This is a genomic window from Kitasatospora sp. NPDC088779, from assembly GCF_040685395.1.
Lineage (GTDB): Bacteria > Actinomycetota > Actinomycetes > Streptomycetales > Streptomycetaceae > Kitasatospora.
In genome coordinates, this window is record NZ_JBFBHW010000073.1 from 1 (window position 1) to 13,904 (window position 13,904).

At 71.0% G+C, this 13,904-nt stretch carries 20 protein-coding genes; 11 read left to right on the forward strand and 9 right to left on the reverse strand.

The features are described from left to right. The first annotated feature begins 78 nt into the window (after positions 1-78). The gene (locus AB0P03_RS37960; RefSeq protein ID WP_363633280.1) at positions 79-360 is read left to right on the forward strand and encodes a MerR family transcriptional regulator; all 282 of its coding nucleotides are present in this window, start codon (positions 79-81) and stop codon (positions 358-360) included. Between the two features lie 396 nt (positions 361-756). Here the strand turns inward: AB0P03_RS37960 and AB0P03_RS37965 are convergent, their stop codons facing one another. The 3 genes from AB0P03_RS37965 to AB0P03_RS37975 all read right to left on the reverse strand — a co-directional run bounded on the left by AB0P03_RS37965 (position 757) and on the right by AB0P03_RS37975 (position 2,066). Next, positions 757-1,119 (reverse strand): hypothetical protein, encoded by a 363-nt coding sequence (locus tag AB0P03_RS37965; protein WP_363588170.1) that lies wholly within the window; start codon positions 1,117-1,119, stop codon positions 757-759. Positions 1,120-1,214: 95 nt separating this feature from the next. Next, positions 1,215-1,619, reverse strand: coding sequence for a hypothetical protein (locus AB0P03_RS37970; RefSeq protein WP_363588172.1), 405 nt, complete (start codon positions 1,617-1,619; stop codon positions 1,215-1,217). Positions 1,620-1,838: 219 nt separating this feature from the next. After that, positions 1,839-2,066 (reverse strand): hypothetical protein, encoded by a 228-nt coding sequence (locus AB0P03_RS37975; RefSeq protein ID WP_363588174.1) that lies wholly within the window; start codon positions 2,064-2,066, stop codon positions 1,839-1,841. Positions 2,067-2,583: 517 nt separating this feature from the next. Between AB0P03_RS37975 and AB0P03_RS37980 the strand changes: the two genes are divergently transcribed. From AB0P03_RS37980 to AB0P03_RS37990, 3 genes are all read left to right on the forward strand, one after another. Continuing rightward, positions 2,584-2,787, forward strand: coding sequence for a cold-shock protein (locus tag AB0P03_RS37980; RefSeq protein ID WP_030918248.1), 204 nt, complete (start codon positions 2,584-2,586; stop codon positions 2,785-2,787). A 367-nt stretch (positions 2,788-3,154) separates the two neighbouring features. Next, positions 3,155-4,678 (forward strand): DEAD/DEAH box helicase, encoded by a 1,524-nt coding sequence (locus AB0P03_RS37985; RefSeq protein ID WP_363588176.1) that lies wholly within the window; start codon positions 3,155-3,157, stop codon positions 4,676-4,678. 161 nt (positions 4,679-4,839) lie between these two features. Then, positions 4,840-5,220, forward strand: a complete 381-nt coding sequence (locus AB0P03_RS37990) for a CBS domain-containing protein (protein ID WP_363588178.1) — start codon at positions 4,840-4,842, stop codon at positions 5,218-5,220. A gap of 545 nt (positions 5,221-5,765) precedes the next feature. Here AB0P03_RS37990 and AB0P03_RS37995 read toward each other — a convergent pair. Continuing rightward, a complete protein-coding gene (locus AB0P03_RS37995; RefSeq protein ID WP_363633282.1) occupies positions 5,766-6,047 on the reverse strand; it encodes a MerR family transcriptional regulator in 282 nt (93 codons plus the stop codon). A gap of 955 nt (positions 6,048-7,002) precedes the next feature. On the opposite strand from AB0P03_RS37995, the gene AB0P03_RS38000 reads away from it, so the two are divergent. Then, the gene (locus AB0P03_RS38000) at positions 7,003-7,242 is read left to right on the forward strand and encodes a hypothetical protein (protein ID WP_363633253.1); all 240 of its coding nucleotides are present in this window, start codon (positions 7,003-7,005) and stop codon (positions 7,240-7,242) included. Between the two features lie 49 nt (positions 7,243-7,291). Here the strand turns inward: AB0P03_RS38000 and AB0P03_RS38005 are convergent, their stop codons facing one another. Further along, complete coding sequence (locus AB0P03_RS38005; RefSeq protein ID WP_363588182.1) at positions 7,292-7,543, reverse strand: hypothetical protein; 252 nt, start codon at positions 7,541-7,543, stop codon at positions 7,292-7,294. Between the two features lie 373 nt (positions 7,544-7,916). Between AB0P03_RS38005 and AB0P03_RS38010 the strand changes: the two genes are divergently transcribed. Beyond that, entirely contained in the window at positions 7,917-8,156 is a 240-nt protein-coding gene (locus tag AB0P03_RS38010) for a hypothetical protein (RefSeq protein ID WP_363588184.1), read from the forward strand. Positions 8,157-8,438: 282 nt separating this feature from the next. Here AB0P03_RS38010 and AB0P03_RS38015 read toward each other — a convergent pair whose 3' ends face one another. The 4 genes from AB0P03_RS38015 to AB0P03_RS38030 form a co-directional block, all read right to left on the reverse strand. Further along, entirely contained in the window at positions 8,439-8,603 is a 165-nt protein-coding gene (locus AB0P03_RS38015) for a hypothetical protein (RefSeq protein ID WP_218206507.1), read from the reverse strand. A gap of 16 nt (positions 8,604-8,619) precedes the next feature. Next, positions 8,620-8,823 carry a CsbD family protein gene (locus AB0P03_RS38020; RefSeq protein ID WP_363633255.1) on the reverse strand — a complete coding sequence of 68 codons (204 nt, stop codon included), beginning with the start codon at positions 8,821-8,823 and terminating at the stop codon, positions 8,620-8,622. Between the two features lie 215 nt (positions 8,824-9,038). Further along, positions 9,039-9,290 (reverse strand): hypothetical protein, encoded by a 252-nt coding sequence (locus AB0P03_RS38025; protein ID WP_363588188.1) that lies wholly within the window; start codon positions 9,288-9,290, stop codon positions 9,039-9,041. Further along, positions 9,265-9,951, reverse strand: coding sequence for a type III effector protein (locus AB0P03_RS38030; RefSeq protein WP_363588190.1), 687 nt, complete (start codon positions 9,949-9,951; stop codon positions 9,265-9,267). Before AB0P03_RS38030 ends, AB0P03_RS38025 begins: the two co-directional genes overlap by 26 nt. Before the next feature lie 109 nt (positions 9,952-10,060). Here AB0P03_RS38030 and AB0P03_RS38035 point away from each other — a divergent pair, with 109 nt between their 5' ends. The 5 genes from AB0P03_RS38035 to AB0P03_RS38055 all read left to right on the forward strand — a co-directional run bounded on the left by AB0P03_RS38035 (position 10,061) and on the right by AB0P03_RS38055 (position 13,524). Next, complete coding sequence (locus tag AB0P03_RS38035; protein WP_363588192.1) at positions 10,061-10,495, forward strand: Hsp20/alpha crystallin family protein; 435 nt, start codon at positions 10,061-10,063, stop codon at positions 10,493-10,495. A gap of 126 nt (positions 10,496-10,621) precedes the next feature. Continuing rightward, the gene (locus tag AB0P03_RS38040; RefSeq protein ID WP_363633256.1) at positions 10,622-10,975 is read left to right on the forward strand and encodes an STAS domain-containing protein; all 354 of its coding nucleotides are present in this window, start codon (positions 10,622-10,624) and stop codon (positions 10,973-10,975) included. Then, the gene (locus tag AB0P03_RS38045) at positions 10,972-11,376 is read left to right on the forward strand and encodes a DUF2267 domain-containing protein (protein ID WP_363633258.1); all 405 of its coding nucleotides are present in this window, start codon (positions 10,972-10,974) and stop codon (positions 11,374-11,376) included. The genes AB0P03_RS38040 and AB0P03_RS38045 overlap by 4 nt, the downstream gene beginning before the upstream one ends. A 50-nt stretch (positions 11,377-11,426) precedes the next feature. Further along, positions 11,427-11,828 (forward strand): DUF2267 domain-containing protein, encoded by a 402-nt coding sequence (locus AB0P03_RS38050; RefSeq protein ID WP_363588198.1) that lies wholly within the window; start codon positions 11,427-11,429, stop codon positions 11,826-11,828. A 730-nt stretch (positions 11,829-12,558) separates the two neighbouring features. Then, the gene (locus AB0P03_RS38055; RefSeq protein ID WP_363633260.1) at positions 12,559-13,524 is read left to right on the forward strand and encodes a tyrosine-type recombinase/integrase; all 966 of its coding nucleotides are present in this window, start codon (positions 12,559-12,561) and stop codon (positions 13,522-13,524) included. Positions 13,525-13,904 lie beyond the last annotated feature (380 nt).

Here is a 13,904-nt window from a genome sequence, read left to right on the forward strand (position 1 = left end):
CAGAGAGGTGCAGTGACTACAACGACCAGCCCCGACACACCCGACAAGCTCGACGACGACGACTACCCCGCCTACACCATGGGCCGCGCCGCCGAGATGACCTCCACCACCCCCGGCTTCCTACGCGCCCTCGGCGAACACCGCCTCATCACCCCCCTGCGCTCCGAAGGCGGCCACCGCCGCTACTCCCGCTACCAACTGCGCATCGCCATGCGCGCCCGCGACCTCGTCAACCAGGGCACCCCCATCGAAGCCGCCTGCCGCATCATCATCCTCGAAGACCAACTCGAAGAAGCCCTGCGCCTCAACGAACAACTCCGCCGCACCCAACACCGCCAGGAGCCCACCGCGGACACCTGACCGGACCGGCAACCCGGCCCACAGCTCCTTCCAGCCGTACTGCCGCCCGCCGCAGAGGCCGGACAGGGGGACGGCCTCGCGCTGCACGCTCTGGCCGTCGCCCCGTACGGCACCACCGCAGCGCGGCACAAGACGTGGCGGCTGGAGGGCGCGGCCGGGCTGGACCCCGCCAGCCAGGTACTCGGGATGGTCCGCTCGGAGAGGGCGCCGACACCGCCCGGGGCGCCGGCGCCTTCGGCTCGCCCGCTGCGCCCTTCGCCTCTGCGGCCGGGGCAGTCAGCGGTCCCACCCCGACACCCGGACCAGCCGTCACGGCACCCGCTCAAGGCTCAGCGGCTCCTTGGTGCGGGGACGTAGGGCGCCAAGCCAGGCGGCCACTTGGGCCTGGGGTGGTTCTCAGGAATCGGAGTAGCTGAGGTCCCCGACCGTCCAGCTGCTGACGTCCTCGATGGCGATGCGGTACATGCCGCCGGTGTGGGGCAGCCCGAAGTCGCCCTGCAGGATCTTCGCCCGGTGGAGATGCAGATGGGTGAGCTGTGCGGGCGGGCCGTCGGCGGGCGGGGCGAAGAGAGCGGCGAACGGTTTCAAGTGCTCCGAGGCCTGGAGGACCTCCGCCACCCGCTCCAACCACAGGGTCACCGGCGCGAGCCTGCCGGTGATCACGGCTCCGGGGACCACCACGGTCAGGGACATCTGATTGCTGTGCTCGGACTCGACCATCGCGGCGATGTCGACGAGCAGCCCGTCAGGGTTCGACATGCCCCCCAGAATAGGACACGGCCTCCGCGGCGCCCACGGGCCCGGGGCAGCGGCCATGGCGGCCACGGGCCTTGCGCCCGCTGCGCGGCCAGGAGCTACACGGCGGCGACCTGACGTGCCGATCGGCTGCGTCGCGGCGCGGGGCAGTTGGGAGCAGCCGTGAGCGTCTGGGCATCGCCCGGATCGTGCGGGCCAGCGGTGACGAGCAGGTCGGCTCCGAGGGCGGTGACGGTGAAGCCTGCGGAGCCGAGGACCTCCGCCAGGGCCAGCATCAGCGCGCCGCGGATGCCGCGGAACTCGGTGCGCCCGGCGGCGTCGGCGGGATGCGGGCAGCCGTGGAGGGTCGGTCCGATCAGGTCCTGGCCCGGGCTCCATCCCAGCACCAGGCCGATCCCTGGACGCTGCCGGGCGAAGAGCCCGGCCGCCTGGGACGGTGCCGGCTCGAACCCTCGGTGGGAGAGCACTGCGCAGACGGACTCAAACAGATGTTTGTCATCCATGCGCGGAGTTTATCGCCTGGCCAGCCCGCAGCCATTCGGCATTGATGTTTCGTCACATGCTTTTCCGGCCATGGCCGGTGAGGCTGCGGGGCCGGGGCGTCGGGTTCCCTCTCGGCCCGGCCGGGGTGCACGCCCCCTGGACGGCGTGCCGACGCGACGGGCCAGGGGCGTACCGCAGGGGTGCGCGGCGCACTCGGCGGAGAACCGCGTGCGTCTGGGTCAGAGTTTGAACATCGCGGTGTAGGGCTGGGTGATGCGTTCCCGCCGCGATCCGAAGTCGACGAGTACCGCGATGTCGCTGTCGTCTTCGACGCCGATGGCCCGGCCGAGGCCGTACGTGTCGTGGGTGACGCGGTCGCCGACGGCGAAGTGCTTGCGCGGTGCTTCGATCCGGGCCTTGAAGGGGCTGGTGGGCAGGACACGGCGGACTGCTGCAGATTTCGTCATTCCCTGCATTATGCGCCGAGAATCGCGGGAGCGGGACTTTTCGAAGCACTCAATTTCGGAGCTACGACAGGAATTTCGCGCAAGCCGTCCAGCGCGCCCCGGATGGCGCCGGTGGGCGTGGTGCGTCGCTTTCACGGGTCTGTCGCGGCCAGGGCAGGCGCTCCGCACCCGCGCGACTCGCCCTCCCCGGGAAGGTGAGCGGTCGGCACCGAAGGAGTGGGGGTGAGCACTCAACCAGACTGCTCTCCATGCATGTTGATGACCCCATCGCCTCGCGGCCGACGGCCCTGGGGGAAGGCTCCCGGAGAAGTGGGGGTGAAATATCCACCCGTGACGGGCCTGGGCCTGCTAGAGTCACTTTAGTTGCAGTAGTGGTTCCCATGAACTTTGTGTGCGCCTGCTGGTGTTTCGCAGGCGCCTTTTTGTTTCCCGGCTCTTCCCCGGGTGGGTGCTCATCGCGGCGACTCGAAGCGCGCGCTGTGCGTGCTTCGGACAGCCCCTTGAAGGAGATTTCTTTATGGCTAATGGCACTGTGAAGTGGTTCAACGCGGAAAAGGGCTTCGGCTTCATCGAGCAGGAGGGTGGCGGCCCGGACGTCTTCGCCCACTACTCGAACATCAACGCCAACGGCTTCCGTGAGCTGCTCGAGGGCCAGAAGGTCGAGTTCGACGTCACGCAGGGCCAGAAGGGCCCGCAGGCCGAGAACATTCGTCCGCTGTAGTTTCTGCCACGGCACCCGCCTGGTAGCGAGGGGCCCGCACCGCGTACATGATGCCCGGTGCGGGCCCCTCGGCATTGCGCCACGACGCACATCCCCGGCCGTTTCTGGCCCCCTGGCTCCGCCACCGGCGGCCATCCCCACGCGAGACGCCCAGCGCCGCGTCCGGATCGGCGCCCTGCCGTGACAGCTCACGGTTCGAGGTCGTTCGCTCCCGCCTTCCGCGGTGAGCGCCGACCGTAGGTGACGTGCCGCACGGTTTCACCGTCCACGCCCCGCGCTCCACACTTTCGGCCCGTCCCCTCGTGACCTCCTGTCGGCGTCCCGCGCTGCGGAGCTGCCTCGCGACGTGCCGCCAGGAAGGTTTCCCATGAACCACTCCAGCCGCTCCCCGTACCAGAACGCCAACTCCCGCTCCTCGTCCTCCTCCCGCTCCGGCGGCAGCTCCTTCTACGGCGACCGGCCCGCCCGCGGCCGTAGCGCCCGCCAGGGTTCCTCTCCGCAGGGCGAGTTCGCGATGCCGGTGAGCACCACTCCGGCGCTGCCGCCCGTCGAAGCGTTCGAGGAGCTGGACATGCCGAAGGCGCTGCTGTCGGTGCTGACCCGCCAGGGTGTCACCTCGCCGTTCCCGATCCAGGCCGCGACGCTGCCGAACTCGCTGGCCGGCCGCGACGTGCTGGGCCGGGGCCGCACCGGTTCGGGCAAGACCATCGCATTCGGCCTCGCCGTGCTGGCCCGCACCGCCGGTCGGCGCGCCGAACCGCGCCGCCCGCTGGCCCTCGTCCTGGTCCCCACCCGCGAGCTCGCGCAACAGGTGACCGACGCTCTCACCCCTTACGCCCACTCGGTGCGCCTGCGGATGGCCACGGTGGTGGGCGGGATGTCGATCGGCCGCCAGGCCCACGCCCTGAACCAGGGGGCCGAGGTCGTGGTGGCCACCCCCGGCCGACTCAAGGACCTGATCCAGCGCGGCGACTGCCAGTTGGACGGCGTCGGCATCACGGTGCTCGACGAGGCCGACCAGATGGCCGACATGGGCTTCCTGCCGCAGGTCACCGAGCTCCTCGGCCAGGTCGCCGAAGGCGGCCAGACGATGCTGTTCTCCGCCACCCTGGACCGCAACGTCGATCGCCTGGTGCGGCGCTTCCTCAAGGACCCGGTCACCCACTCGGTCGACCCGTCCGCGGGAGCGGTCAGCACCATGGAGCACCACGTCCTGCACGTGCAGAACTTCGACAAGAACGCCACCATCGCCCACATCGCCTCCCGCGACGGCGGAGTGATCATGTTCATCGACACCAAGCACGGCGCGGACCGCCTGGTGGACGACCTGCTAGCCAACGGCGTGAAGGCAGCGGCCCTGCACGGAGGCAAGTCCCAGCCGCAGCGCACCCGCACCCTGGAACAGTTCCGCACCGGCCAGGTCACCGCGCTGATCGCCACCAACGTCGCCGCCCGGGGTATCCACATCGACGGCCTCGACCTCGTCGTCAACCTGGACCCGCCGAGCGACCACAAGGACTACCTCCACCGGGGCGGCCGCACCGCCCGGGCCGGCGAGTCCGGCACCGTCGTCACGCTCGTCCTGCCCGGCCAGCGCCGCGAGATGGCCGGTCTGATGACCGCCGCCGCCATCACCCCCGTCACCACCCGCGTCAGCGCCGGCGACGAGGACCTGGCCCGCATCACCGGCGCCCGCGTGCCCACCGGCATCCCCACCGTGGTCGCCGCCCCCGTCGTCGAACGCCCCCTCCGGAGCCCGTCCACGAGTCGCGGCCGCCGAGGACGCCCCGCCCGCGCGGCCGGTGACACCCGCGCGAGCGTCACGGGCCGCGACAACCAGGCCGCCGCCGGCCGCCGCCGGGCACCGAGGCGCGTCGCCCTCGCTGCCTAGTAGGCAGGTGTGGGCCTGGACCGCCGCCGCGGTCCAGGCCCACACGACTCACCAGCGCGAAGCAGGAGTCCCGGCCCGCTCCGGCGGACCCCGCCGGCCCTCCCACCGCGGTGCCCCGACCACCGCCGGCCCCGGCGGAACCGACACCAAGGAGTCCGCCCATGACCCTCACCCTCGAACACCCCGCGACCACCGCCACGGTCGGCGACCTCATGAGACACCCCGAGCTGCAGATCAGCGACGACGTCATGGTCGACATGGCGATCGACATCCTGCACGGCTCCGGCGCCGACCACCTCCTGGTCCGCGATGACGACGGCCGCTGCGCCGGGCTGCTGACCCGCCTGCACCTCGCACCGTTCCAGACCCGCACCTGGTCCACCGAGCGCACCCCGGTGCGCGACATCGTCCTCGACCAGGCCCCGTTCGCCACCGCCGACATGCCCGCCACCACCGCAGCCTCCGCCATGCGCGCCCGCGGCCTGACCACGTGGCCGGTGGTCGACCCCGACGGCCACGCCATCGGCCTGCTCAGCTTCTAGGCCCGCGCTGCCGGCGCCGACGCGCCGGCAGCCGCGTCTCCAGGGAGCTGTCCACGGCGGCGTTCAGCATTGGGCCGCTGTCCTGGTCGGGGTCGGCCATCGCGTCGAGCATCAGGGCGCCGGTTCCCGGTCGCAGGCGGATGTCGAGGGCAGGGGGTCGGATTCCGCGGGGACGGCCACCGAGTAACTCCTCGCGGCCCCGGTCTCGGGCGGGCCGGGGGCGCCCGCAAAGCGGGCGACTTGCCTGACGGCCCGCAGGCGGCGGCGCAATCCTCACCGTAGCGGCCGGGCGACCGAGCGGACCGCCCGCTCAGCGCAGGCGAACCGTCAGCGGCTGGCGCGGCCAAGGACCGGTCAAGGAAACACAGTTGTGCATGAGCGCGGCCCGGAACCGGTCCGCGCCGGTGAGGCAGGGTGCCGGACTCCTGGCCGCGCGGGGAACGGTCGGCCAGCGATCGGGGACTGAGGGGTAATCGTGTCCGGGGCGGCCTGCGGTGAGCGCCCGTCGCTCACCGCGGACCGGTCTCGTCGGCCTGGCAGGCTGGTCAGGTGTCGGCGGCGGACTCCTGGCCGCGCGGGGAACGGCGGAGCTCTTCGTTGATGCGCAGGGCTTCTTCGAGTTGGTCTTCGAGGATGACGATGCGGCAGGCGGCCTCGATGGCGGTGCCCTGGTCGACGAGGTCGCGGGCGCGCATGGCGATGCGCAGCTGGTAGCGGGAGTAGCGGCGGTGGCCGCCTTCGGAGCGCAGGGGGGTGATGAGGCCCTGTTCGCCGAGGGAGCGTAGGAAACCGGGGGTGATGCCGGTCATTTCGGCGGCGCGGCCCATGGTGTAGGCGGGGTAGTCGTCATCGTCGAACGAGCTGACGGCGCCGGGGGTATGCGGTCGGATGGTTGCCGTGGTCACTGCACCTCTTCTTGTTGTTGTGCCTGGGGACGTACTGAGGGGCCCCGGGGGCCATTGTGGCTCCCGGGGCCCCGAAGGGTTTTACACCATCTGCAGGCCTTGTGGCCGGCTTCCTTATATCCGCACTGCCCCGGGGGAGGGGGCATGCGGGGATCGCGTATGCGTGACCGGAAACCACCGTCCTTGCCTTGGGGTCTTCGGATTCCGCCCGGGCGACTTCCTCACGGGCCGGGCGATCCTGATGGCGCTCTGTCCCCTCCGTTCATCCTCTGCACTGACCTGGTACTGCGGAACTGCTGGTACTTCGAACTGCGTGGTAGTGCCAACCACTCGGTACTGCTGTGGCGGTCCTTGCGGTCCACCGGGTCCGGTAGCCAGCCCCGTCGCCCGTCCTGCTTAACCACTCGGCTTGGAACCCCACTGCCGGACTCCCAGTGCGCGCGCCCGCAGTCTGGGCGCCTTCACCGGGATACCGCGTACTTTCGACTGCTGGTACTTCCCAACTCAACTTCACACTGCTGGTACTGCACTTACCGAACTGCGGTACCGCTCGGTGGCGACCCCTGATACCTGCGGGCCGCCCGGCCCGGCCGCCGGTCCTGTCGCCTTACTGCACCATCCCTGGCTTCAAGACCCTGCAACCGTACCGACCTACGAACTCCTGTACTGCTACCCGCCAGTTCGTGTCTGGCAGGTACCGCTTCTCTCGTCTACGAGAGAAACACTAACCACGGCGCGTGGCAATGTCTACTCCAGCGGGCATAGATTTTTCGGCGCCGGCTGGGGAGGTAGTCTTCGCCCCTCACGGGGTGGGGCGGCCTGTCGCCGCAGCCGCGCCCAGGGCGGAGGACGCCGCGTCCCGCGGCCAGGACCACGAGTGAACGGGAGACAAGTGGTGGAAGGGCCGCAGGCCGCGCGGCAGGTGCGCACCCCCGACCCCCATACCCAGGCGTCGCTGGCGGCGGCCATAGGCGAAGCAGTGCGCGACCGGGACGAGCGGGGCCTCCGCCGGCTTCTGGCCCGCTTCGCCGAACAGGCCGCCATCACGGACCTGCCTGCCCTGCGCGAGGCCATCGACACCCCCCACGGTGATGACAATCCGCCGGGGGCCCGATAGGCCCAGTCGGCCCGCCGCGCTCCCGGATCAGAAAGCGCGGGCAGCGGCATCACAGGTCAGGCAGACGTATCCGGCCCAACGCGGCGGATACCACCCCTGCCTCGGACGCTCCGGGCTCCACCGCTCGACCACCATCGCGCTGGCGTCCATTCCGCACGCGGGTCGACGGCCCGGGGCCGCCGGGGGCGTCCGGATCGGAGAGGGCGGCGTGGACCCGGCGCACCGACAGGACGTCGACCGGATCACCGCCCACCCCCAGGATGCGCGCATCCAACGGCTCAACCAGCTCCAACAGAACCACGATCCCCATGGTTCAACCGCGCGCGCCCGAGGCCGCGCACGCGACCGCACCCGGGCGAGGGCGGCCGGCGGTGGACCACGCCGGACACCCCGCCGTACAGGCCCGGACCAGAAGGGGGGAGGGTCAGGGCCCGTGCGAACGGGTCCGCTCGCGCCCAGGGTGCTTGCCAGTATCGGCGAGCGAAACCCGGCAGGGCGCGGCGGCCGGTCGGCGCAGCAGGGGACTGGGAACGAGCGTCCAAGCCGCGCCGCCGAGGTCAGGCGGAGATTGTCAACGCTTCCGCAGAACTGAAAACCCATCAGTCCCGCAGAATTGACCCCCTCGGGTCGTGCGGTTCGGTCGTGCGGCTTGGTCGGCCCGGCATGGTGGGCGGATGGAAGACGATCTCCCGACCGTGTCGGTGCGCCTGTGGCAGGCGGACACCATCGTGTTGTTCGACTGGCTGATGACGACGGATCTCGGCTCGGTGCCGGTGACCCATCCGGCCCAGAAACAGGCCCTGGCCGATCTGCTGTCGCGGTTGGAGCGGGCCGCGGACTCCGACGTGACCGGGGTGACCGCCGAGGACATCGCTGCTGCTCAGAGCGAGGTTGCCCAGGATATGGGCTGGTAGTTCATTCGCGGACGAGAACGGCACGTTCCGGGTGGAGATCACGAAGGTGATGGCCCGGCCACGCCCGCGGCACGGACAGGCACACGTGCCTGCACGCCATCCCGCCGCCCTGAACGTCGGCCCGCGGGTAGGCACACCCGTGGGCCGCTGCCGTGCCGCTCGTCGGCCGCCGTGCGGCCGGGGTCTACAGGAGTAGCCCCGGCCACACGGCCCCGCCCCGCCGAATACAGCCCTGGCCTTCGAAGGGCCGAGGGCTGCGTCACGGCGAATGGCCCGCCTTCCCTACCTGCGCCCGGAGCGTCGGCTGCCCAGACGCATGCCGCCGAGTACCAGGGCTGCGAGGAACAGGACGATCCCGATCACGAGCAGCCACAGCAGGCCCTTCACGAGGGCGCCGACGAAACCGAACACCACAGCGATCAGGACGATGAACAGAAACAGTGCCATCGCGGCTCCGCCTTTCTCACTTGTCGCGCTTCAAGACGCCCTTCACACGGTCGGCGACGTCGCGCACGCCGTCCTTGACGTCCGCGGCGGCCTGCTTGAGCTTCGACTCCGCCTTGTCGGCCTGCCCCTCGCCCTTCAGCTCCTGGTCACCAGTCAGGTCCCCGACCTTCTCCTTGGCCTTGCCGGTCACGTTCTGCGCCTTGTTCGACAGGTCACTCATCGGTTGCTCCGTCCATCCGGTAGTGCGCGAATCCCACTGTCCGATCGTCCATCTTTGCCCGGTTTTGGGGATTTTATGCTCGCGGCACGGCTGACGAGGCGCGGGCCGTCCCGAGGGGACCGCCTGTGAGGCCGGACGGCGGCGCGAGGCGGTACGCGGGCCGGGGGATCGGCGCCGCGTACCGCCGGCCTGATGACCGCGGGCAGGCGCCCGGTTCAACGAGCCTCTCCCGCGGACGGGCACGGGTGGCGGGCCGGGCTGCCGGGGGTGTCGGGGCCCTGCGGGGGCCATGGCTGGGTGGCGAGCTGGCGACGCAGGGCGTCGAGGCGGGCCAGGTGGGTGTCAAGGACGGTGAGGGCCGCAGTGCTCTGCTCGCGGATCCGCAGCTCGATGGCGGCGAGGCGGTCCTCGATGTGCTGCCATCGGTCCTGGGCAGGAGGGTCAGGCGCGTCGTTGATCACTGTCATGGCGGAGGCGGTCGGTGCGGTCGTCGAGGTCGTCGAGGCGGGCGGCGAGGTCGGGATGGGCGTCGCCGAGATGGAGGCGCATACCGGTCAGGGGCGCGATGAGGTCGGCCGCGTCGGTGGCGCCGAGGGCAGTGGTGAGTGCGTCCAGGGCGGGCCCGGCTTCGGGGGTGTGGCCGGGGGCGGCGGTGATCCGGGCGGCCAGGACGCGCAGGTCGGCGGCGTGGTCGCGGGCCCAGGCGTCGACGGCGCGGTCGGCGGCGCGGCGGTCGCGCACGGCCTTGACCCGCTCCGCGCCGGTAGCAGTGGTGCCAGTGGTGCCGGTGGTGCCGGCGGGGCGCAGGCGCAGGTAGCGGTTCTCGGCGGCCTGGCGGCTGGCGACGCCCATGGGCTGGGCGAGGTCGGCCCAGGTGGCGCCTGCGGCGCGGGCGGCCTCGACCATCGGAGCCTCCCAGTCGGCGAGCTGGGTACGCAGCTCCCGCAGCAGCACGAGGGCGGCCAGCGCCCGCTCGGCACCGCCTTCCCGTGCGTCTTGGCCTGCGGGACGGCCAGGTCCCCGGGCCGTGCGCACGGCGTCGTCGATGGCGGCTAGCGCTGCGGCGGCGGCGGCGAGGAAGGAGACCGGCTCGGGTCTGGCTGCGGGCTTCGGGGGCTTCGCGCTCATGCAGTCATTCTACGGACGACACTAGGAGTTTGTCATTGGATGGATGACGTGCTACAACGATGTCAGGTGAAGCGCACTGGCACCCAACGATCAATGGAGGTGTTTCGCGATGCTGCTGCGCACTGACCCCTTCCGCGAGCTCGACCGGCTGACCCAGCAGTTCCTCAACACGACCGGTACCTGGTCGCGGCCGACCCCGATGCCACTGGACGCCTACCGCGCCGGTGACGAGTACGTGATCTGCTTCGACCTGCCAGGGGTGGCCCCGGACGCGATCGACATCGACGTCGAGCGGAACATGGTGACCGTCAAGGCCGAGCGCCGTCCGCACCGGCAGGGAGACGACGTGAAGTGGGAGCTGGCCGAGCGCCCGCTCGGTGTGTTCTCCCGGCAGGTCATGCTCTCCGACACCCTCGACCCGGAGGGGATCACCGCCGACTACGACGCCGGCGTGCTGACCCTGAAAATCCCGGTCGCCGAGAAGGCCAAGCCCCGCAAGATCGCCATCGCCCATGGCGACGGGCGCAAGCAGATCCAGGCCTGACCTCTCCCCGAGCCGTCCCGTGCCGCCCGCAATCCCCCCGGCGGCGCGGCACGGGACACCCCGGCCCCGGCCTGACCTTCCGGACACGCCCGCGACCCGCGGGCCCAACGGACAGCGAGCCGCCCCATGACTACCCCGGCGCCACCGTTCACGGTGAGGGTATGCGGCGAGATCGACCTCGACTCCGCCCCGGACCTTCGTCGCGAGCTGTCCCGCGCGCTGGCGGACCACCGGCAGGTGGTGCTCGACCTGTCACAGGTGACGTTCATGGACTGCTCGGGCCTGAACGTCCTGCTGGAGGCCCGCAACCAGGCCGACCGAAACAGGGCGCGCCTGGCCCTGCGCGGCATCACCCGCCCGGTGGCCCGGCTCCTCAAACTGACCGGCCTGACGACCTGGCTGGCCCCAGCACCCCGCCCGCACGGCCACACGCCCCAGACCCGGCATCCGCCGCCGACCGGAGGGAGGAACCCGCAATGACACTGCACTGGGAGGCGTTCCTGGACCAGGTCCGGGAACGCGGCGAATACGACACACCCCAGGAAGCCGAACGCTGCGCGCGCGTCGTCCTGGCCCTGCTCGGCGCGCACCTGGTCGGCGCAGTGCGCTCGGACCTCGCGGCCCGCCTGCCCGAGACGCTCGCCCTGGTCCTGCTCAACCCACTGCAGGCCACCGAACCGCTCAGCCCCGAACGGTTCGTGCGCGCCACCGCCGCTTGGATCGAAGGCGCCGCCGAAACCACCGCCCTGTGGAACATCGGCGCTGTCCTGTCCACCGTCGCCGACGCCGCCGGCGACCAGCTCATGGAGCAGGTCCTGCTCCAACTGCCGCCCGGCTACGACGTGCTCTTCGGCCGCCCCGCCGCCGGCCGACGCCCCTGACCCCCATCACGGCCGCCCCGCCGCCGGCCAACGCCCGGAAGGCCACCGCCATGACCCGGCACCGCCACCTGATCCAGCAGGTCCGCATCCTCGGCCGCTACCCGAGCGACGACGAAGCCGAACGCGCCCTCGCCGCCGTCCTGGCGCTGCTCGGCTCCCAGCTCACCGGCGACGAACGCTGCGACCTCGCCGCCACACTCCCCGAGCGGGCGCGCGCCGTATTCGCCTCCCAGATCCCCCTGCCCCAACCGGTCTCGGCCCCCGCCTTCGTCGAAGCCGTCGCCGACGCCCTCGGCACCACCCTCGCCGCAGCCCGCTGGGACACCTCCACTGTCCTGGCCGCCCTCACCGACCTCGCCGGCGACCACCTCACCGACCGCATCCTTCACCAACTGCCCAACGGCTGGGCGCTGCTCTTCGGCCGCGCCGATCTCACCCCAACCGCCGCCTGAACCGCCAGCGCCAGCCGGGACCTCAAGGTCCTGGCTTCTTTGCTTCTCAACCATCTTGCTCTCATCGGACATGCTCGACCGATCGAAGGGGATCGTGCGGAGTGAGATGCCGTCAGCGTTCACTTCGTGCACATGCGTCCGTTACCGCCCATGGGCGCTCATTGGCACTCATCGCGCGTGGTCCCAAAGTGGTCCCCAGGGCTCCGGTCACGGCGAGTGACACCAATCTGGCGGGCCTTCAACAACCGCGGGTTGAAGCGCCCCGCGATCCACCAGCAGCGACGTCGGCCGGCGGGTTCACGGAGGGCGAATCAAGGTCGCCTACCCATCGACTACGGATGGTGATCTTCCAGGCGGTGTGTCGTCTTGAGCGTGTCCTGACCGATTGGTTCTGACGTGCCTCGCGCACCCGGGATCACCCCCACTCGAAAGGGAGGAAGTTCATGGGACAGCGTGCGCAGCGTGGCCGGGTCTGCCGGCGGTGTGGCTGCTCGGACGGGCGGGGGAAGCAGTTGGATCCGTGGTGTGTGCAGTTGTTGGAGGAGGCGGATCACGGGCGGTGGACGTACTGCATCGACCTCGCCCGGGAGGACGGGAAGCGCCGGACCCGCCGTCGGGGCGGTTTCGCCACCCGGGCCGAGGCGGCCCGGGAGATGAAGGCGATGCTGGACGGTGAGCTGCGCGGGGTCTACGAGGACCGCCGCACCACCGTGGCGAGCTTCCTGCGGGAGTGGCTGGCGGCGAAGAAGGAGGTGCTCGCGCCCAACACCTACGCCGGCTACGTGGACTGCGTCGAGCGGGACCTGATTCCCCGCCTTCGGTCACTACCGTCTCCCCGACCTGCGCCCCAAGCAGATCAACGGCTAGGTCGCCGCCCAGCAGAAGGCCAAGCGGGGTCGCGTCACCGTCTACCGGGCCGTGTCCACCCGGCGCAACGCGCTCAACGCCGCCGTCCGCTCCTGGCGGCTGCGCTACAACCCGGCCAAGCACTCCGTCCCGCCCAAGCCCCGCGCCGCCGTGCGCACCTGCCGGACCCGACCAGGCCGCGGCGTTCCTGCGGCACAACACGGAGCACTACGCCGACCGGCTCACTGACCTGTTCGAGGTCATGCTCGGCACCGGCATGCGCCGCGGTGGGATCCTCGCCCTGCACTGGTCCGACGTCCACCTCATGGACCACAAGCTCTACGTCCGCTGGACCCTGACGGCCGTGAACAACGGGAAGATCCACCTCGGTGAGCCCAAGACCGAGGCAAGTCGCGCGTGGATCAGCCTTTCCCCCAGGGCCATGGCCGCCCTCCACCACCAGGCCGCCCTTCAGATGGCGGCCCACCCCGACGGCCGGCTCGACGGCCTGGTCTTCACCCGCCCCGACGGCGAGCCGCTGCGCCCCCAGCGGGTCCTCGGCCAGCTCCGCAAACGCACCGCAGAACTCGACCTGCCGAAGATCGGTCTGCACGACCTGCACCACACTACGACCAGCATCATGATCGCCGCCGGTATCCCGCTCGCCGTCGTCTCCAAGACCCTGCGCCACTCCAACCTCGCCATCACCGTCGATCTCTACGGCCACCTCCTCAAGGACTCCGCCGACGAAGCCGTCAAGGCACTCGCCTCCGCGCCCGACCGGGCGGACGCCGAGGTGGCCGGCCAGGCCGGTTGCTCTGCCGGTCGCCGCTTCGGCAAGGCAGCGTGAGCGGTCCGGCGTCAGGCCTTCATACCTAGCTGCTCATCGGCCGCTTCCGAGCCGCTGGTGTGAGTGCGGTCGGGTTCCTCTTCGTCGATGTCCGGCTGGAGGAGGTCGGGCAAGTCCTGTGCTGCCCAGTCCGGAAGGGTGACCGCTGCGGGGACCGGCAGCAGGGCATCACGCCGAAGGGACTCCTCCTCGAAGACGGCCTCGGTGAGCCAGGAGAACGTGTCGTCGTCCAGCAGATCGGGATGACAGGCGGCGGTGTCCGCGAGCCGCTCGGTGTCGGGGAAGGCGGTCGGGAGGCCGCCGTTGCCCGCGGCGCGAGCGACGGCGCGGCGGGCCGTGCTCTCATACCAGCCGGACCCCCACCATCCGCCGACGGACTC